This window comes from Actinophytocola gossypii (assembly GCF_025165815.1).
In the GTDB taxonomy this organism is placed as follows: Bacteria; Actinomycetota; Actinomycetes; order Mycobacteriales; family Pseudonocardiaceae; genus Actinophytocola; species Actinophytocola gossypii.
Window position 1 is genome coordinate 192976 of record NZ_JAFFZE010000015.1, and the last position, 19157, is coordinate 212132.

Here is a 19157-nt window from a genome sequence, read left to right on the forward strand (position 1 = left end):
GGTGTGCGACCATGCTCGCCGTGGCACGCCTCGGATCCGGGATAGCGCTGGTGGCGCGCGACCGGGAGCTCGGCCGGTTGCGGGCCGCACTCGAAGGGGCCGCCGCGGGCACCGCGGCGGCCGTACTCGTCTCCGGTGACGCCGGTGTCGGCAAGACCAGGCTGACCGAGGAACTCGCCGCGCTGGCCAGGGAGTCCGACGCCCTGGTGCTCACCGGCCGCTGCCTCGACGCCGGCGAGACCGGCCTGCCGTACCTGCCGTTCGTCGAGGCCATGGCGCAGCTCCCCGACCGCGAGCACTCGGTGCGCGCGCACCCCGCGCTCGCCCGCCTGCTCCCCGACCTCGCCCCGGTCGCCGGCGTCGACGCGCGTGACGGCGGGATGCCCGGCATGGACGCCGTGCTCGCCGGCGTCGGCGCGCGCTCCGGCGCCGGCCGCCCCGAGCGGGACATCGGCCAGCTGCAGCTGTTCGACGCCGTGCACGGCCTGCTCACCGACCTCGCCGCCGACCGCTGCGTCGTGCTGGTGCTCGAGGACCTGCACTGGGCCGACACCTCCACCCGCGCCTTGCTGGCGTTCCTGGTCTCCCGGCTGCGCACGCAGCGGCTGCTGATCGTCGGCACCTACCGAGGCGACGACCTGCACCGCCGCCATCCGCTGCGCCCGCTGCTCGCCGAGCTGGTCCGGCTGCCGGCCACCGAACGGCTGGACCTGACCCCGTTCGGCGAGGCCGACTCCCGCGTCTTCGTCGCCGAACTGGCCGACGAGGCGCTGCCCGAGGACGTCGTGCGCGAGGTCGCCGGCCGGTCGGAGGGCAACGCGTTCTTCGCCGAGGAGCTGGTGGCGGCCTACTCCGCACGGGCCGACGACGTCGGCGGCGTGCTTCCCGCGACCCTGGTCGACGTGCTGCTCAACCGGGTCGAACGGCTCTCCGAACCGGCCCAGCGGGTCATCCGGGTCGCCTCGGTCGCCGGCCGCCGCGCCGGGCACGCCACCCTGCTCGACGTCGCCGAGCTGGCCGAGCCCGACCTGGAGGAGGCGCTGCGCGAGGCCGTGCAGCACCACGTGCTCGTGGCCAGGCAGGACCAGGGCGTGCCGGTGTACGCGTTCCGGCACGCGCTGATGCGCGAGGCCGTCTACGGCGACCTGCTGCCGGGCGAGCGGGTCCGCCTGCACGGCGCCTACGCCACCCGGCTCGCCGGCCGGCGCGGACACCGCGGGGTCGCGGCCGCGCTCGCCCACCACAGCATGGAAAGCCACCAGCTGCCGCAGGCGCTGGCCGCGTCGGTCGAGGCCGCGTACGAGGCCAAGGCGGCCGGTGCGCCCACCGAGTCGCTGCACCACCTGGAACGCGCGCTCAAGCTGTGGGACGCGGTGCCCGAGGCCGACCGGCCGGCGGACACCGACGAGGCCGCGCTGCTGCGCCAGGCGTCCCACGTGGCCGGCGGCGCGGGCGAGCCGGAGCGGGCGGTGGCGTTCGCCAGGCAGGCGGTGAAGCTCGTCGACCGGACCGGCGCCGACCCGGAGCTGGCCGCGATGACCCGGCGGCGGCTCGCCTCGGCGCTGTTCGTCTTCGACGGCCGGGAGGACGAGTCCCGCGCGGTCATCGAGCGGGCCTGGGAGCTGGCCCGAGACCTGCCGGCGAGCTGCGAGAAGGCCTGGGTGCTCGCCGTGTACGCGTCGATCCTGCGCGGCACGGGCGACCCCGTCGACGCGCGCACCTACGCCCAGCTCGCGGTGCGCGACGCTCGCGCGGCGGGCGAGCCGGGTGTGGAGGCCGACGCGCTGGTCACGCTCGCCGCGCTCGACGAGGAGGACGGGCAGCTCGAGCAGAGCCGCGACCGCCTGCGCGAGGCGCAGCGGCTCGCCCTGCTCGACGGCGCGCCGACGGTCGAGCTGCGGGCCAGGCACTACCTCGGCCTCAACCACTACGAGCACGGCGACCTCGACGGCGCGGTGCGCGTCATCGACGAGGGGGTCGAGCGGGCCAGGGACACCGGGCTGACCTGGGGCAGCTACGGGTTCGAGCTGCGCGCGCTGAAGGTGCTCAGCCGCTACGCGCGCGGCGACTGGGACGAGAGCGAGGCGGCCGCCGAACCCCCTGGCCGGCGCGTGTCCGGCACGGTGTCGGCCAGGATCGCGGCGGTCGGCAGCCACGTGATGATCGCGCGGGGCCGGCTGGCCGAGGCCGCGCGCCTGGTCACCGAGCTGCGCGCGGAGTGGCACCGCGACTTCCAGATCGTCGCGTCGATGGGCGCGGCCAGCGCGGAGCTCGCGCTGTGGCGGAACCGTCCGCGCGACGGCCTCACACACCTGCGGACGGCGCTGGAGTGGGTGGAGCGGCTCGGCGGCAGCAAGTGGACGCTGGTGAACATCCGGCTCGGCGCCCTCGGTGTCGCGCTGTGCGCGGAGGTGGCCGCGGCCGCCGGGCGGCGGCGCGGGTCGGCGGAGGCCGAGGCCGAGCGGCGGGCCGCGGTCGAGGAGGGCCGCGCGCTGCTCGGCCTGGTCCGCGACACCGCGCGCCACGGCCGGCCGAGGACCGGCAAGCTCGGTCCGGAGGGGCTGGCCTGGCTGGCCCGCGCCGAGGCGGAGGCGAGCCGGCTGGACGGTGCCGGTGACCCGGAGCTGTGGCTGGCCGCGGTCGACGCGTTCGGCTACGGCGCCGTGTACGAGCAGGCCGTGTGCCGGTGGCGCCTGGGCGACGCGCTGTTGCGGGCCGACCGGCGCGCGGACGCCGGCGAGGCGCTGCGCGCGGCGGAGGAGGTGGCGTCCCGGCTGGGCGCGCAGCCGCTGCGGGACGCCGTGCGCGCGCTGGCCAGGCGGGGCAGGCTGCGGCTCGGTGACGGGCCGGAGCCGAGGGAGACGCTCGACCCGTTCACCCCCCGGGAGCGCAGCGTGCTGGCGCTGGTCGCGCTCGGGCGGACGAACCGGCAGGTGGGCGCGGAGCTCTACATCAGCGAGAAGACGGTGAGCGTGCACCTGTCGCGGATCATGGCGAAGCTGGGCGCGACCCGCCGCACCGAGGCGGTGGCGATGGCCTACGACCGGGGGCTGCTGGACGACCCGGCGCCGGCGTGACCCTGGTCGAGCGGCTGCGGGCCGCCGGGTGCGTGTTCGCCGAGGACGAGGCGCGGCTGCTGCGCGAGGCCGCGCCCGACCAGGAGTCGCTGGCCTCCCTGGTGGCGCGGCGGGTCGCCGGCGAGCCGCTGGAGTACGTCGTCGGCTGGGCGGTGTTCCACGGGCTGCGGCTGGCGATCGAGCCCGGCGTGTTCGTGCCCCGGCACCGCACGGAACTCCTCGCCGACCAGGCCACCGCGCTGGCCCGGCCCGGCGCGGTGGTGGTCGACCTGTGCTGCGGATGCGGCGCGGTGGGGGCCGCGGTGGCCGCCGCGGTACCGGTCGAGCTGCACGCGGTCGACATGTCGCCCGCCGCGGTGCGGGTGGCCCGCCGGAACGTGCCCCGGGTGTACGAGGGCGATCTGTTCGACCCGCTGCCGGCGTCGCTGCGCGGGCGGGTCGAGGTGCTGGTGGCGAACGTGCCGTACGTGCCGACCGAGGCGATCGCGATGATGCCGCCGGAGGCGCGCGAGCACGAGCCGCCGGCCGCGCTGGACGGCGGCGCGGACGGCCTGGACGTGCTGCGCCGGGTCGCCGAGGAGGCGCCCGCCTGGCTCGCCGCTGGCGGCGCCCTGCTGGTGGAGACCGGCGAGGACCAGGCGGCCACGGCGGCGGCGGTGCTGGCCGGGGCGGGGCTGTCCCCGTGGACCGTCCGCGACGAGGAGACCGTGGTCGTCGCCGGTACCCTTTCCCGGTGAGTGCGGACTGCCGCTGCCGGCTGTGTGCGGGTGATTCGGACGGACTCGCGGCGCGGGACCTCAACCTGGTGTGGCACGTCGAGGAACACGGCTGGGGCGTGGTGGCCGTCGCCGAGGAGGACGAGGTGCCCGGCTGGGCGTACTCGGTCGGCATGTGGCACACCATGCGCGCGCCCGAGGTGTGCATGTTCGGGCTGCGTGGCCGGGACATGCACGTGTGGGTCAACGCCGCCGGCCAGCAGGTGCGGTCCGGTCAGCCGCTGCGCCAGGGGGAGGAGCGGCACGGCATCATCGACGGCTTCCCCGTGCTGGTGCGGCCCGTGCACCCCAGCTGGCACGACGAGCTCTTCTGGCTCGCCGTCGACTTCCACCGCGGCCCGGTGCCGGCCGTGCAGCTGGTCTGGCCGGACCGGCACGGCCGGTTCCCGTGGCACCCGGACGCCGGCGAGCGCTGCCGCACGCACCAGCCGCACCTGTGGCTGCCGCGCGAGGACCACCCGCCTGGCGTGTGGACCCGGCTCGCGGAGCTGGCCGACTCGCCGTTCCCGGACGTGGCAGGCGACGAGCTGGTGCTCGGCTCCACGACCGTCATCAGCGGCGAGGCGCCGGTCGCCGGCGTGGTGCACACCGCGGACGGCCGCTGGGAGTTCCTCGACGGCCGGGGCCGTACCGAGTCCGGCATGGTGCACCTGCGGCACCTGATCACCGGCCATCCGCACATCCGGGACTTCGCGGACCTGCCCCGAGGCCACGCCGCCTGGCGGGAGCCGGACGGAAACTGGTCGCGCGCCCCGCACGACGGGTGACGCCTGTCCGGTTCTGTCGCTACCATCAATTGGTTCAGACCATCTGAGTCACCTGTCCGCCGTGGCTCATCCCCTGTGATGGAAGGCGGTTCCCATGATCATGTCCAGGTTGCGCGTCGCGCTCACCGGCGCCGCGCTGCTGGCCGGCGCGCTGGTCCTCACCGCACCCGGCGCGGCGGGCGCGCCGGGACCCGACGACACCGAATGGCTGCCCGAGTCCTACCGCACCCCGTCGACGCTCGCCACCGACGTGGCCCCCCGGGCCGTGGTCTGCGACGGCGACGGCGTCAGCGGCAGACGCGTGCAGACGCTCTACGTGCGCGGTGACGGGCAGCCCGACCGGTACGACCAGTTCGTCGGTACGTTCCAGAACTTCGCCGGCCAGATCGACGACGCGTTCGTGGAGGCGGCGGGCCGGCTCGGCGGAGGTGTCCGGCACGTCCGGTACGTGCACGACTCGGCCTGCCTGCCGGTGGTGGACAACGTGACGGTTCCGCAGTCGGCCATGGGTTCGGTGGACTCGATCACCGACGCGATCCAGGCGCGGGGGTACGACCGGGGGGACCGCAAGTACCTCGTCTGGTACGACGCGGACGGGTGCGGACTGGCGTTCGGCAACGGCGGCAACGACAGTCCCGGTGCGGACAACCCGTACAACGGCGGGCCGCACTACGCGATGCTCGGCACCGGGTGCTGGAGCTGGCAGGCGAGCGCGCACGAGCTGCTGCACACGATCGGGGCAGTCCGCAGCAGCGCCCCGAACGCCACCAGCTTCGGGCACTGCTGGGACGACGAGGACATCATGTGCTACGACGACGGCGGTATCCCGAACCCGCCCGGTTCGCTGCAGCCGGTGTGCCCCGGCGCGCCGGAGAACCAGCTCGACTGCAACGGGGACGACTACTTCCACACCAACCCGCCGGCCGGCAGCTACCTGGCCACGCACTGGAACGTCGCGAACAGCCTGTACCTGATCAGGAGCGGTTCCACGAACCCGGTCGGGGCCATCACCGGAATCGGCGGCAAGTGCGTGGACGTGGCGTCGTCGAACACGGCGGACGGGACCGCGATCCAGCTGTGGACGTGCAACGGGACCGGGGCGCAGCGGTGGACGGTGGCGGGGGAGACCCTGCGTGCGCTGGGCAAGTGCATGGACGTCCGGTTCAGCGGCACCGCGAACGGAACGCCGGTCCAGCTGTGGGGGTGCAACGGGACGGGAGCGCAGGTCTGGCAGCGGACCGCCGACGGGCAGTTGCGCAACCCGCAGTCGGGGCGGTGCCTGGACGCCAGCGGCGGCGCGTCGGCGGACGGAACCCGTTTGGTGATCTGGGACTGCGCGGCGAGCACGAGCCAACGCTGGCAACTGCCGAGCTGACCCCGCTGTGGCGAAGCTCCCTTCCCCGCGCTCGACGCGGTGGAAGGGAGCCTTCATCGCATGCGCTAGTCGGTCTTCCTGTCGTCGGCCAGCTCGGGGGCGGGCGGAGCAGGCGGCAGGTCGAGCGCGGACATCGGCCGACCCGCCTCGGCGTCCGAAGTGGAGGGAGCGTCGGTTCGATCCGCCGTGGCCGCCTCCGGCGTCGCCGATGAAGATTCGGCGGCCGGAGCCGCTGACGTGGCCGGTTCAGGCGTGGTGGGCGGTGCGGGTGGCGTGACCGGGTGGGACGTGGTGGCCGGGGCGGCTGACGTGGCCGGTTCAGGCGTTGTGGGCGGTGCGGGTGGCGTGACCGGGTGGGACGTGGTGGCCGGGGCGGCTGACGTGGCCGGTTCAGGCGTTGTGGGCGGTGCGGGTGGCGTGGCCGGGTGCGCCCCGGTGGGTGGCGCCGGCGGGCCGGCCGGTGGCGCGGTGGGCGGCGTTCCCGGTGACGGCGCCGGCGGTGTTGGCTGAGCCGGAGGTGCGGCCCCCTGGGTCGGCGGAACCACGGCCGGCTCGCTCGCGGCCGGGCGGGCGGGGGCCGGTGCGGCCGCCTGGGTCGGCGGTTGGGCCTGGGTCGCCCCCGCGAGGTGCGGTGGCACCCCGGTGGTCGCCTGGGGTCCGGTATGGACGGTCGTGCGCTGGGTGACGTCCGGGTCCGGCTCCGCCGGTGATTCGGCGGCGTCCAGCCGGGACGCCAACGAGGTCGCCGCCGTCGGCGCCTCGGGCTTTTCGCCTTCCTGCTCCCCGGCGCTCGCGACGGTCGGCGACTCCGGTGCGCTCGGGGCCGGCACCGGGCTGAACTGGCCGCTGCCCTGTCCGACCCCGCCCTGCCCGACCCCGCGGTCCGGCGGCGGCACCGGCGCGAACCGGCCGCTCGACTGCCCCGGCCCGGGCACCGCAGGCTGCGGACCGGTCATCGGCCCCGGTCCGTGCTGTCCCATCCGGAACCCCATCGGCGGCGTCGCCGGCTCCCGCCGTGCCGGGCGCAGGCTCCGGTGCACCAGGACGACCGCGACGGTCGCGAACACGACCCCGCCCAGCGGCAGCCACATCCCGATGCCGATCGTGAACTCGATGCTCTCGCCCGAGGACAGGTCCACCTCGTTCCACTCCGACGCCTGCCCCAGGTTGTCGATCAGCACCAGCGCCGCGATCCCGGCGAGCAGGCCGAGCCCGCCCGACGCCAGCGACCGCGCCGCGGCCCGGACGCCGGGCCGCACCGACCGCGCGGACAGGAACGCGAACACCGCCGCGAGCGCGAGCACCACCGCCGCCGCGACGAGCACCAGCCCGGCCAACGTGTCCCCACCCAGGATTTGGGGCCCCGTGCTTGTCGCACCCCACCACGTGCGCTCGATTCCGACGTCTCCGACGTCATCGCCGCCGAAGTCCCTCGAGAAGGCGTTGATCGGACCGAACAGGCCGGCCGTCGCGAGCCCGGCGGCGAGCAGGGCGGCGATCGCGGCGAGCAGCGGCATCGTTCCGCCCGCCGGGCGGCGGCGTGGCGGGCGGGGCGGTGGCGCTGGAGCGCGCATCCCCATCCGCTGGGGCTGGGGCGGGAACTGTGGGCGCGCGGGCGGCGGCTGAGTCACGCACGAATGATGCCAGTGATTCCCGACACGCACGGCCCGGAGGGTGAAAACGGCCAGTACCAGAATCGTTGCGAACGCGAACGTCACGTTCCGCGCTCGCTTTCCTCTAACTCCGTAGCGGCGGTCGGCTCGCGCGAGGGCCGGGCCGACCGCCGCATACCAGCCGGCGCGGCTCGGGCGCGGCCGGTGAGGGCGTGGTGTTCGGGGCACCGGGGCCGGTCGCGTGGGCGGCCCCGCGACACCACGTCCTGCGGGCGCCCGCTACTCCGGAGACGAGGCGGGGGTGGGGGGGGGGGGGTTGGGCCCGGGCGGGGGCGGGCCCAACCGCCGGTCCAGCACGAGCGCTTTCCACTCCGACAGCAGGGCGGCGCGCCGGGCGGGATCGCCGCCGATCATGGCGTCCAGCGCGAGTCCGCGGAACAGGTTGACGGTCAGCAGCAGCACGGTCTCCAGCTCCTCCTGGTCGACGTCCCGGCCGACCAGCTGGCGGTAGAACTCGAGCGTCGCGTGCCCGAGCGCGCGGTCGACCGGCAGCAGCCGCCGCCGCAGCTCGTCGTCCGTCCGCGCGGCGACCCACAACTCGACCGCGGCCGTGGACATCGTGCCCGAGTAGGTCTCCCACAGCAGGTCGATGCCCCTCTCCAGGCGCCCGGGCCCGGCGGGCAGCTCGGTGGCCAGGATCCGGTCGGCGAGCCGGGTGAACAGGTGCTCCAGCGCGCTGGTCATCAGCTCGGCCTTGGTCGTGAAGTGGTGCTGCTGCGCACCCCGGGACAAGCCGGCGCGCTGGCAGATCTCGGCCACCGTGGTGTTCGCGTACCCGAGCTCCACCAGGCAGTCGACCGTCGCGTCGAGGAGCAGCGCCCTCGTCTGCGAGCTGCGTTCCTGCTGGGTCCGGTGCGCGGCCGCCATCTTCGACCTCCTCGGCTTTACGTGCAGGAATGCACGCATGTACATTCGGTTGCGACTTTACATGCCGGCTGGATTGTTTTTGGGGTGACCTGATGCCGTTGACCCAACGTTCGTCCTGGCTGACCGAGGACCTCGACGCCTTCCGCGACCTCGCGCGCACGTTCTGCCAGAAGGAGCTCGCCCCCAACATCGAGCGCTGGGCCGAGGCCAAGCAGGTCGACCGCGAGCTGTGGCACAAGGCGGGCGAGGTCGGCCTGCTGTGCCTGAGCGTCCCGGAGGAGTACGGCGGGGGCGGCGGCACGTTCGCCCACGAGGCGATCCTGCTGGAGGAGCAGGCGAAGGCCGGCGACGACGCCTGGGGCAACGCCGTGCACAGCGGCATCGTCGCCCACTACCTGCTGGCCTGCGGCACCGAGGACCAGAAGCGGCGCCTCCTGCCGAAGCTGGCCAGCGGCGAGCTGGTCGGCGCGATCGCGATGACGGAGCCGGGCACCGGGTCGGACCTGCAGAGCATCCGGACGAAGGCCCTGCGCGACGGTGACGCCTACGTGCTCAACGGCGCCAAGACGTTCATCACCAACGGCGCCCAGGCCGGACTGGTCCTCGTGGCGGCCAAGACGAACCCCGACGAGCGGGCGCACGGCGTGTCGCTGCTGCTGGTCGAGACCGATGGCGCGGACGGCTTCCGCCGGGGCCGCGTGCTCGACAAGGTCGGCATGCACGGCCAGGACACCTCCGAGCTGTTCTTCGACGACGTCCGGGTGCCGGCGGAGAACCTGCTGGGCGGAACGGAGGGTCTCGGCTTCGTCCAGCTCATGCAGCAGCTGCCGCAGGAGCGGCTGATCATCGCGGTGACCGCGGTCGCGGCGATGGAGGCGGCGGTGGAGATGACCATCGCCTACACCAAGGAGCGCACCGCCTTCGGCCGCGAGGTCTTCAAGTTCCAGAACACCCGGTTCACCCTCGCCGAGGCCGCGACCGAGGTCGCCGTGTCCAAGGCGTTCCTCGACCAGTGCGTCGAGCGGCACCTGAGGGGCGAGCTGGACGTCACCGGCGCGGCGATGGCCAAGTGGTGGACCAGTGACCGGCTCTCCCGGGTCGTGGACGAGTGCCTGCAGCTGTTCGGCGGCTACGGTTACATGACCGAGTACCCGATCTCCCGGGCCTGGACCGCGGCGCGGGTGCAGCGGATCTTCGGGGGCACCAACGAGATCATGAAAGAGATCATCTCCCGCACGCTCTGACTCCGAACTCCGACTCGAAAGGGGAGGCTGATGGGCGACGGACCGCTCGTTGGGCTCAGGGTGGTCGAGTTGGCGGGCCTCGCGCCCGCGCCGTTCGCCACCACCGTCCTCGCCGACCTCGGCGCCGACGTGGTCCGGGTCGACCGGGCCCAACCGGGCGCCGACGTGCTGTCGTTCCCGGACGATCCGCTGTCGCGCAGCCGCCGTTGGATCGGGGTCGACACCAAACAGCCGGCCGGCCGGGACGTGGTGCTGCGGCTGGTCGACCAGTCGGACGTGCTGATCGAGGGCTTCCGGCCGGGGGTGACCGAGCGGCTCGGACTCGGCCCGGACGTGTGCCTGACGCGGAACCCGAGGCTGGTGTACGGCCGGATCACCGGTTGGGGCCAGGACGGTCCGCTGGCGTCGACGGCCGGGCACGACATCAACTACATCGGGCTGGCCGGCGCGCTGGAGCCGATCGGGCGGGCGGGGGAGCGCCCGGTGCCGCCGCTGAACCTGGTCGGCGACTTCGGCGGTGGCGGGATGCTGCTGGCGATGGGGGTGCTGGCGGCGCTGGTGGAGCGGGCGTCGTCGGGGCGAGGTCAGGTGGTGGACGCGTCGATGGTGGACGGCGCGGCGCTGCTGACGGCCGGGATGCACGGGCTGCGGAACATCGGGATGTGGAACCAGGGCCGGGGCCGGAACATGCTCGACGGCGGCGCGCCGTTCTACGACACGTACGAGACGGGCGACGGCCGGTACGTGGCGGTGGGGGCGATCGAGGAGCGGTTCTGGCAGGCGCTGCTCGGAGTGCTCGAGCTGGACCCCGACGAGGTCCCCGGCCGCCTCGACCCCGCGCAGTGGCCCGCCGTACGGACACGTTTGGCTGAAGTCTTCCTCACCCGAACGCGTGACGAGTGGGAAGCACGCGCGGCCGGAACCGACGCCTGTCTGACCCCGGTCCTCGACCCCGAGGAGGCCGCCGAGCACCCGCACAACGTGGCCCGCGGCACCTTCGTCTCGTTGGACGGCCAACGACAGCCCGCGCCCGCTCCCCGGTTCGAACGGACACCCACGCCGGCGCCGAGGCCGCCGAACAAGCCGCGCTCGGACACGTCCGACGTGCTCGCCGATCTGGGCTATTCCCCCGGCGACATCGATAAACTCCGGACGGACGGCGTGGTCGCCTGAATTCAGGGTCGACTCGGGGTGGTGCCGGAGGCGTCACAAGATCGGGTGGATTTAGTCTTTCGGGCATGAGCACACAGACGTCGCCGGTGACCGTCTTCGTGAACGAGGGCTCCGGGGTCGGCGTGACCGGCGTCCTGGACGCCACGACGGCGCCCCACGTCGTCAGAGCGGTCGGCGAATTCTTCACCCAGGGTGACACCGATGACCTGGACGTGCTCACGCTCGACCTGAGTACGGTTACCATGTGTGACCACGCGGCTGTCGAGGTGGTCCGCCACACCCAGGCCACCTGCGCCAAGCAGGCGGTGGCCCTCCGCGTGATCCCGAGCGAGGCCGTCCGCCAGGCCATGTGCCCCCGCTGACCGCTGGTCGGCAAGGGCTCGGGAACAAATCCACGGCCCATTCGTTGTCAGTGGTAGGTCGTAGAGTTTTGTGTGTTCGTGTTGCCGCACGCTCGCGGAGAACGTAGTTACGGGCGTGCCTGCTGCTCATTCGTGCAGGTAAAGGCTGAGAAGTCGCTGTCTGGAACCGGCCACCGGGCCGCGCATCCGCGTCGTCCCGGACCCCAGCCCCTGCAAGGAGCAATCATGCATCAGGGAACCGTCAAGTGGTTCAACCCCGAGAAGGGCTTCGGCTTCATCGCCCGCCCCGACGGGCCGGACGTCTTCGTCCACTACTCGGAGATCGACGGCAGCGGCTTCCGCAGCCTCGACGAGGACCAGCGGGTGGAGTTCGACGTCGCCCAGGGACAGAAGGGCCTGCAGGCCGTTCACGTCCGGGCACTCTGACCCGGCAGCGAACCCGTCCGCGTTCCGCGGGCGGGTTTGCCTTCCTCCTTCACGGGCATGTCTGACTCGTGCAGGTCTCACGTTCGACAGCACGGAAGTAGCGAGAGATGACAGTCACGCAGGAACGCCCCGAGCCGGGCACGACCGGTGGTCCGGAGCCGATGCTCGAGGGCGAGAAGACCAGGACGCAGATGCTCCTGGTGAAGGTTTTCGCGATAGTCCCGCTGGCGGCGTTGGTCGCGGCGGTGCCCTTCGCCTGGGGATGGGGGCTGGGCTGGGTCGACATCGGCCTGGCGCTGTTCTTCTACACCCTGACCTGCCTGGGGGTGACCGTCGGCTTCCACCGGTACTTCACCCACGGCGCCTTCAAGGCCCGGCGCGGTCTGCGGATCGCCCTCGCCGCGATCGGCAGCATGGCCATGCAGGGACCCGTCGTCGGGTGGGTGGCCGACCACCGGCGCCACCACGCCTACGCGGACAAGGAGGGTGACCCGCACTCACCCTGGCGCTTCGGCACCTCGCCGGCCGCGCTGGCGAAGGGGTTCTGGCACGCGCACATGGGCTGGATGTTCCAGCGCGAGCAGACCAACGCCAAGCGCTTCGCGCCGGATCTGCTGGCCGACCGCGACATCCAGCGGATCGACCGGCTGTTCCCGGTGCTGACCGTCGTCACCCTGCTGGCCCCGGCCGTGCTCGGCGGGCTGATCACCATGTCCTGGTGGGGCGCGCTGACGGCGTTCTTCTGGGCCAGCCTCGTCCGGGTCGCGCTGCTGCACCACGTCACCTGGTCGGTCAACTCGATCTGCCACATGATCGGCGACCGGCCGTTCAACGCGCGGGACAAGTCGGCGAACTTCTGGCCGCTGGCGATCGCGTCCATGGGCGAGTCATGGCACAACTCCCACCACGCGGATCCCACCTGCGCCCGGCACGGCGTCCGCCGCGGCCAGATCGACATCTCGGCACGTGTCATCCGGGTCTTCGAGAAGCTCGGTTGGGTGTCCAACGTCCGCTGGCCCAAGCCGGAGCGCCTCGCCCGCAAGCTCAAGGTCGCCTGAGACCCGCAGCCGGAAGAGGTCATTCGAACGAACCGTGCCGGCCGGCGCCGCCGGTGAACCTCGCCGCGCCGGTCAGCGCCTCGGCCAGCACCGTGCGGCCGTGCGCGAACTCCGTCGCCATCGCGGCCTCTTCCGGTGCTCCCCACTGCGCCAGCACCGACGCCCGATCCGACCGCAGGCACGCCTGCGGGAACTCCGCCAACCACGCTGCCAGTTCCTCGGCCGCCGCCCGCGCTCGTCCCGCCGGGACCACCCGGTTCGCCAGGCCCATCGCCAGTGCCTCGTCGGCAGCGACCGGGCGGCCGGTCAGGATCATGTCCATCGCCCGGCTCTGGCCGATCAGCCTGGGCAGCCGCACGGTGCCGCCGTCGATCAGCGGGACGCCCCAGCGCCGGCAGAACACCCCGAACACCGCGGTCTCGTCGGCCACCCGCAGGTCGCACCACAGGGCCAGCTCCAACCCGCCGGCCACCGCGTACCCGGACACGGCGGCGATGACCGGTTTGCCGAGAACCAGCCTGGTCGGCCCCATGGGGCCGTCACCTTCCGTATCCACCCGGTTACCCCGATCTGTGCCGACCGCGGTCAGATCGGCGCCCGCGCAGAACGACGGACCTACGCCGGCGAGTACCGCGACCCGCGCCTCCGGTGTGGCGTCGAACTCTCGGAACGCCGCCGCGAGCGCGGCCGCCGTCGCGCCGTCGACGGCATTGCGCTGGTCGGGACGGTCGATGAGCACCGTCGTGACCGGTCCGGACCGTTCCACACGGACTGTCTCGGTCATGGGGTGTCTCCTCGCGTGATCGGGTGGTGACGACGTAAGGTGCTGTGCTGGGCGGTGTACGCACCGTAAGCTGAACCAAGCCAAAGGTGTGAACAGGCGTGCTGGGCCGGCGGTAAGTTCGCCGGTAGGGGAAGCAGGCGGACGGAGAACTACGGTGAACGCGAAGAAGGCCCTGATCCTGGTCGGTGTGGCGCTGGTGCTGTTCTACGTGATCACCCAACCAGGCCAGGCCGCCGAGGCCGTGCAGGGCATCCTCGGCTGGCTGCAGGACGGCGCCGAGGCCATCATCACCTTCGTGCGCAACCTCTTCGCCTGACCTCACAGCGGGTTCCACGGCGCCGCCCGGCACGGCCGCGGCGGCGCTTCCGCACGCGTACCCACAGGTTGCTACACACAGTGACAGCCGGTGGGGGGATCACGCGCCACATTGGACCGTACGGGTGGATTCTCGCCCTGTAAGCCCTGATCGCGAGCTTTCCTCGAGATCAGGTCTGGCGAACTGTCGGTGCCGGCCTTTACGGTTCCCGCATCGACTTTCGCGGGCTGGTCCGCAGTTCTCTCGAGGAGGCAGGATGCTCGACGATCCCGGTGTGGATGACCTGGTGCGGCAGTGGACGGAGGACCACTCCAAGGCCGCCGAGTCGGACGAGATCAACCGCATCGCGTCGGAGTGGCTCGCCGAGGTTCCGGTCCAGCCGCGGACCGGAATCCCGGGCCAGCGAGCCCGCGGCGGCAACAGCCCCTGGGCGGCCGTCGAGTCCACCGACCCCCGGTTCTTCGCCGCCATGCGCGAGCGGCTGCCCGACGTGCCGGCCGAGCTGCTCTCCGCCGCCGCCGGCTGGTGGCAGATGGTCGGCGGCCTCGCCGAGGCCAAGGAGTGGTGGGACGCCGGGATCAGCCCGCTCGACCAGCGCGCGCTCGACTACCGCGCCGCCGGCCTCGCCCCGTCCGACCTCGCCCGGCGCCTCGGCCCGCTGACCGTGCTCCAGCACCTGCGCAAGGGCAGCGCCCCCGCCTGGTGCGTCGCCCGCCTGCAGCGCCAGAACGAGCGCCGTTCCGCCTGATCACGTAACGCTCCCGCCGGAGCGTCGTTGACCACGTGTGATCGAACCCGGAGGCGACGAGCGCCGGTCCCGGCTGGGCATCCTCGCCCGGCTCGGCATCGTGCTCCTGATCCTCGCCGTCGGCGCCGGTGGAGTACTGCTGCTGCGGGCCACGACCTCCCGCGAGGCCGGCCCGACCAGCACCGAGAACGCCGCCGAGGCCATCCCCGCCGCCGACGTCGAGCCCGGCGCCGTCGCCCCCGCGACCGCGACCGCGACCGCGCGGCCCAGGCCACAGGCCGTCGCCGGCGAGGACCCGCTGCGCACCTGGGCGAACCGCCTGGCCGGCCCCGCCGAGATCCCGGCCCGCGCCCTGATGGCGTACGGCAACGCCGAACTCGTGCTGCGCACCGAGGACCCCGGCTGCCACCTGTCCTGGGCCACCCTCGCCGGCATCGGCCGCATCGAGTCCGACCACGGCCGCTACGGCGGCGCGGAACTGCGCGACGACGGCCGCCCCTCGAAGCCGATCGTCGGCGTGCCGCTCGACGGTTCCCCCGGCGTGCGAGCGATCTCCGACACCGACGGCGGCCGGTTCGACGGCGACCCGGCGGTCGACCGCGCGGTCGGCCCGATGCAGTTCATCCCGTCCACCTGGCACCGCTGGGCCGCCGACGCGAACCTCGACGGCCGGGGCGACCCACAGCAGATCGACGACGCGGCCCTGGCCGCCGCCCGGTACCTGTGCGCCAACGACCGCGACCTCGCCGTCCCGGCCGACTGGTGGGCCGCGGTGTTCTCGTACAACAACTCGGTGTCCTACGGTCAGAAGGTCTTCGGCCTGGCGGACGCCTACGCCCGCGCCACACTGTGAGCGATCGAGATGCTCGAGATCGTCGCCGAGCTGGCGTCGGCGATCGAGTTCCACCTGGAAGGTCACTGACGTGGCCTGAGCGTTTTGCCCGAACCGGGCGGTGTTAGCGTCGGTGGTGTGAATGGCGGACTGATGGCTCGCCGGCTGGGCATCGTCGTGGTGTGTGTGGTGTCGCTGGTCGGGTGCGTCGGGCTGGCGTGGTGGCAGTGGGAGCGCTTCGAGTCCGCCACGGGGAGCTGGCAGAACCTCGGGTACGTGCTCCAGTGGCCGCTGTTCGGGCTGTTCCCCGCCTTCATGTTCTGGCGGCTGCGCAAGCTGCGTCGCGAACCCGACGCCGCCCCCAAGGCCGCGCCGCCGCCCCCCGAGCCCTGGTCACCCGCCCCCCGCACCGCGGGGCAGGATGACGACGACCCCGAGCTGGCCGAGTACAACCGCTACCTCGCCCAGCTCAACGAGATGGACCAGCAGGAGTCCCGATGACCTCCCCCGAACCCCCGGTCACCACCGACGAGGAGAACCCGGTGCAGGCCACCGGCGCCGCGGGTATCCGCGGCGCCCTCGCCCGCTACCGCGTGCTGGCCTACATCGTCGGCGTCGGACTCCTGGCGCTGTGCTTCTCCATGATCATGGAGTACGTCTTCGACCAGGACCAGTACACCGCCGTCGTCGGGCCGGTGCACGGCTTCCTCTACGTCATCTACCTCGTCGCCGCCGTCGACCTGGCCATCAAGGCCCGGTGGTCGATGAAGGGCACGATCCTCGTCATGCTCTCCGGCGTCGTCCCGTTCGTCTCGTTCGTCGCCGAGCGGGCGGTGACGCGGAAGGTTCGCGACGGCGTTCCGCTGTAGCGAGGCGGTGCCGGCCGGCCCGTCTCGGCTCGGCGAACACGTCCAGCACCTCGGCCAGGGCGTCGCGGCGCACGCGCCGCACCACGACGATCACGCGCCGATCCCGGTCAGCGACCGGACCTCCATCTCCGCCTGCTTGGCGGGGTCGGCCTTCTCCTTGCTCAGCACGGTCCCCAGGAACCCGGCCAGGAACGAGATCGGGATCGACACCAGGCCCGGGTTGGTCAGCGGGAACAGCTGGAAGTCGATCCCGGAGAAGATCGACGTCGGCGCACCGGACACCACCGGCGAGAAGAACACCAGCAGCAGGCACGACCCCAGCCCGCCGTACATCGCCCACAGCGTGCCCGTGGTGTTGAACCGCTTCCAGAACAGCGAGTACAGCAGCGTCGACAGGTTCGCCGACGCCGCGAACGCGAACGCCAGCGCCACCAGGAACGCCACGTTCTGCCCGTTCGCCAGCACCCCGCCGATCATCGCGAGCACACCGACCACCACCGCGGTGAGCCGCGCGACCCGCACCTCCGCCGCCGGTTCCGCCTTGCCGCCGCGCACGATGTTGGCGTACACGTCGTGCGCGAACGACGCCGACGCGGTGATCGTCAGCCCGGCGACCACCGCGAGGATCGTCGCGAACGCCACCGCCGCCACGATCCCCAGCAGCAGCGGGCCGCCGATCTCGAAGGCCAGCAGCGGCGCCGCGGAGTTCTCCCGGCCGGTGGAGGCCAGGATCCGCTCCGAGCCGACCAGCGCCGACGCGCCGTAGCCGATCACCAGCGTGGCCAGGTAGAACACCGCCATCGCGCCGACCGCCCAGACCACCGAGCGGCGCGCCTGCCGCGCGTTCGGGACCGTGTAGAACCGCATCAGCACGTGCGGCAGGCCGGCCGCGCCCAGGATCAGGGCCAGCGACAGCGAGATGAAGTCGAGCTGACTGGTCGTCGTGGTGTACTGCGCACCCGGTTCCAGCAGCTGCCGGCCGTTCTCGTTGTTCGCGGCCGCCTCGTCGAGCAGCGCCGAGATGCTGAACCCGAACTTGCCCAGCAGGAACACCGTCATCAGCACCACGCACAGCACCAGCAGCGTGGCCTTGATGATCTGCACCCAGGTGGTGCCCTTCATCCCGCCGACCAGCACGTAGAAGATCATCACGAGGCCGACGACGCAGATCACGATCGCCTGCCCGCCCTTGCCGTGCACACCGAGCAGCAGCGCGATCAGCCCGCCCGCCCCGGCCATCTGCGCGAGCATGTAGAAGAACGAGATCACCAGCGTGGACGTCGCCGCCGCGGCCCGGACCGGCCGCTGGCGCATCCGGTAGGCGAGCACGTCGCCCATGGTGAACCGGCCGGTGTTGCGCACCAGTTCCGCGACCAGCAGCAGCGCCACCAGCCACGCCACCAGGAAGCCGATCGAGTACAGGAATCCGTCGTAGCCGTGCACCGCGATCGCACCCGCGATGCCGAGGAACGACGCCGCCGACAGGTAGTCGCCGGTGATCGCGATGCCGTTCTGCGAGCCGGTGAACGCGCTGCCGGCCGCGTAGTAGTCCGACGTGGACGTGTTGCGGTGGCTCACCCGGTACACCACGAACAGCGTGATCGCGACGAAACCGGCGAACACCGTCATGTTCAGCACCGGGCTCCCGGTGGCGCTCACCGGCCCACCTCCGACCGGATAGCGCCGACCTGGGGGTCGAGGCGCCGGCGGGCGTAGCGCACGTAGGCGAAGGTGATCGCCAGGGTCGAGGCGAACTGCAGCAGCCCGAGCACCAGTCCCACGTTGACCGAGCCGACCAGCCGGTGGGCCATGAAGTCGCGGGCGAACGCGGCGAGCAGCACGTACGTCAGGTACCACAGGAAGAACAGGGCGGTCATCGGGAACACGAAACCCCGGAAACGGCGGCGCAGGGCGGTGAACTCCGGGCTTTTCTGGATGGCCGTGAAGTCCGTTGCTTTTTGGCCGGGTGGTCCGCTGGACGCCGCCGAGCTCTGCCTGGTGATTCCTCCGAAGTCGCTTCCCGGGTTGCGCCCGGGGTTGTTGCCCGGCGACGGCCGGGACGACGCGATCCGGGGCCGAACCACCTGAGTCATGTGTTCCTCCGTCGAACATATCCGTCGAGCACGGGTGTGCTGAGGCCAATTCCCAATGGAGACGGCCGGTGGACTATACGTCGGCGATCCCGGACGCCGTCAAACTTCGGAGTAGTCGACATCTTACGCGACGGTGGGAACGTCACGGACAGATTCACACCTATTGGTGAATTGACGAGTGACGTTGCGTTGCGAAAGTTGCATGCGGCGGGCCGGTGCTCACCGTTCGTGGCGTCGCGATGGGCGACGGACGGGTGTCATCAGCCGATCGAGCGGTCTTCGGCCAGGTCGCGGCGCGGTTCCCGGACGGACCCGCGGTGACCACTTTGCGCAGTTGGGGGCCGTGGCGTCGACGGGTCGGGTGGAGTCCACGCCCCTCGCCGGCCGCCGGATGGGCCGCTCGTGACGTCATCACACGACGGTAACGGGCCAAGACAACCCGATCGGGTCATCAAGTCGGCATGTTCCAGACACACAGTAGAACTCGTGTGATCATCTGTATCGAACCACCGGGCGGATCGCCCCGAAAATGGCGGGCAACGGCGCGTCGTCGCAGGTCAAACCGTCTTTGTCGGGAACCTTTCCCTGTTCGGTGATTCATGTACGATCGTTGCTCAGTTCTCGCTGTCGCGCCGTGTCGGGAGCATCTCGACCCGTCGTGTCTGGAGGAAGGAGCGAGTGCTGCCGTCGAATTGAGTGCGCCGTCCCTGTTTTCCG

19 protein-coding genes are annotated in these 19157 nt (G+C 72.3%); 14 read left to right on the top strand and 5 right to left on the bottom strand.

What is annotated here, in order from left to right; genetic code table 11:
* The first annotated feature begins 11 nt into the window (after nt 1-11).
* The 4 genes from JT362_RS19790 (at nt 12) to JT362_RS19805 (ending at nt 5995) form a co-directional block, all read left to right on the top strand.
* Complete coding sequence (locus JT362_RS19790; RefSeq protein WP_260192875.1) at nt 12-3077, top strand: helix-turn-helix transcriptional regulator; 3066 nt, start codon at nt 12-14, stop codon at nt 3075-3077.
* On the top strand, nt 3074-3814 hold the full coding sequence (locus JT362_RS19795; RefSeq protein ID WP_260192876.1) for a putative protein N(5)-glutamine methyltransferase: 741 nt from the start codon (nt 3074-3076) through the stop codon (nt 3812-3814). The genes JT362_RS19790 and JT362_RS19795 overlap by 4 nt, the downstream gene beginning before the upstream one ends.
* A complete protein-coding gene (locus JT362_RS19800; RefSeq protein WP_260192877.1) occupies nt 3811-4620 on the top strand; it encodes a DUF4262 domain-containing protein in 810 nt (269 codons plus the stop codon). The genes JT362_RS19795 and JT362_RS19800 overlap by 4 nt, the downstream gene beginning before the upstream one ends.
* Before the next feature lie 94 nt (nt 4621-4714).
* A complete protein-coding gene (locus tag JT362_RS19805; RefSeq protein WP_260192878.1) occupies nt 4715-5995 on the top strand; it encodes a ricin-type beta-trefoil lectin domain protein in 1281 nt (426 codons plus the stop codon).
* A 65-nt stretch (nt 5996-6060) separates the two neighbouring features.
* On the opposite strand, the gene JT362_RS19810 is transcribed toward JT362_RS19805, so the two are convergent.
* Both JT362_RS19810 and JT362_RS19815 read right to left on the bottom strand, forming a co-directional pair.
* Nucleotides 6061-7626, bottom strand: coding sequence for a hypothetical protein (locus JT362_RS19810; RefSeq protein ID WP_260192879.1), 1566 nt, complete (start codon nt 7624-7626; stop codon nt 6061-6063).
* 261 nt (nt 7627-7887) lie between these two features.
* Nucleotides 7888-8535, bottom strand: coding sequence for a TetR/AcrR family transcriptional regulator (locus JT362_RS19815; protein WP_260192881.1), 648 nt, complete (start codon nt 8533-8535; stop codon nt 7888-7890).
* A 92-nt stretch (nt 8536-8627) separates the two neighbouring features.
* On the opposite strand from JT362_RS19815, the gene JT362_RS19820 reads away from it, so the two are divergent.
* The 5 genes from JT362_RS19820 to JT362_RS19840 all read left to right on the top strand — a co-directional run bounded on the left by JT362_RS19820 (nt 8628) and on the right by JT362_RS19840 (nt 12798).
* Entirely contained in the window at nt 8628-9779 is a 1152-nt protein-coding gene (locus JT362_RS19820) for an acyl-CoA dehydrogenase family protein (RefSeq protein ID WP_260192882.1), read from the top strand.
* A gap of 30 nt (nt 9780-9809) precedes the next feature.
* Nucleotides 9810-10952: a CaiB/BaiF CoA transferase family protein gene (locus JT362_RS19825; protein ID WP_260192883.1), complete on the top strand. Its 1143-nt coding sequence runs from the start codon at nt 9810-9812 to the stop codon at nt 10950-10952.
* Nucleotides 10953-11017: 65 nt separating this feature from the next.
* Entirely contained in the window at nt 11018-11314 is a 297-nt protein-coding gene (locus JT362_RS19830) for a hypothetical protein (protein WP_260192885.1), read from the top strand.
* Between the two features lie 225 nt (nt 11315-11539).
* Nucleotides 11540-11740 carry a cold-shock protein gene (locus JT362_RS19835; protein ID WP_260192887.1) on the top strand — a complete coding sequence of 67 codons (201 nt, stop codon included), beginning with the start codon at nt 11540-11542 and terminating at the stop codon, nt 11738-11740.
* A 107-nt stretch (nt 11741-11847) separates the two neighbouring features.
* Nucleotides 11848-12798: an acyl-CoA desaturase gene (locus JT362_RS19840; RefSeq protein ID WP_260192889.1), complete on the top strand. Its 951-nt coding sequence runs from the start codon at nt 11848-11850 to the stop codon at nt 12796-12798.
* A 19-nt stretch (nt 12799-12817) separates the two neighbouring features.
* Here JT362_RS19840 and JT362_RS19845 read toward each other — a convergent pair whose 3' ends face one another.
* Nucleotides 12818-13582, bottom strand: coding sequence for a crotonase/enoyl-CoA hydratase family protein (locus JT362_RS19845; RefSeq protein WP_260192890.1), 765 nt, complete (start codon nt 13580-13582; stop codon nt 12818-12820).
* A gap of 154 nt (nt 13583-13736) precedes the next feature.
* Here JT362_RS19845 and JT362_RS19850 point away from each other — a divergent pair, with 154 nt between their 5' ends.
* The 5 genes from JT362_RS19850 (at nt 13737) to JT362_RS19870 (ending at nt 16347) form a co-directional block, all read left to right on the top strand.
* Complete coding sequence (locus JT362_RS19850; protein WP_260192891.1) at nt 13737-13898, top strand: hypothetical protein; 162 nt, start codon at nt 13737-13739, stop codon at nt 13896-13898.
* Between the two features lie 256 nt (nt 13899-14154).
* A complete protein-coding gene (locus JT362_RS19855; RefSeq protein WP_260192893.1) occupies nt 14155-14646 on the top strand; it encodes a helix-turn-helix transcriptional regulator in 492 nt (163 codons plus the stop codon).
* Nucleotides 14647-14683: 37 nt separating this feature from the next.
* Nucleotides 14684-15499, top strand: a complete 816-nt coding sequence (locus JT362_RS19860) for a lytic transglycosylase domain-containing protein (RefSeq protein ID WP_260192895.1) — start codon at nt 14684-14686, stop codon at nt 15497-15499.
* 132 nt (nt 15500-15631) lie between these two features.
* Nucleotides 15632-15979 (top strand): hypothetical protein, encoded by a 348-nt coding sequence (locus JT362_RS19865; protein ID WP_260193234.1) that lies wholly within the window; start codon nt 15632-15634, stop codon nt 15977-15979.
* The gene (locus JT362_RS19870) at nt 15976-16347 is read left to right on the top strand and encodes a DUF3817 domain-containing protein (protein WP_260192897.1); all 372 of its coding nucleotides are present in this window, start codon (nt 15976-15978) and stop codon (nt 16345-16347) included. The genes JT362_RS19865 and JT362_RS19870 overlap by 4 nt, the downstream gene beginning before the upstream one ends.
* A gap of 90 nt (nt 16348-16437) precedes the next feature.
* On the opposite strand, the gene JT362_RS19875 is transcribed toward JT362_RS19870, so the two are convergent.
* Nucleotides 16438-18006 (bottom strand): monocarboxylic acid transporter, encoded by a 1569-nt coding sequence (locus JT362_RS19875; protein ID WP_511261446.1) that lies wholly within the window; start codon nt 18004-18006, stop codon nt 16438-16440.
* Nucleotides 18003-18440 carry a DUF485 domain-containing protein gene (locus JT362_RS19880; RefSeq protein WP_260192899.1) on the bottom strand — a complete coding sequence of 146 codons (438 nt, stop codon included), beginning with the start codon at nt 18438-18440 and terminating at the stop codon, nt 18003-18005. Before JT362_RS19880 ends, JT362_RS19875 begins: the two co-directional genes overlap by 4 nt.
* Nucleotides 18441-19157 lie beyond the last annotated feature (717 nt).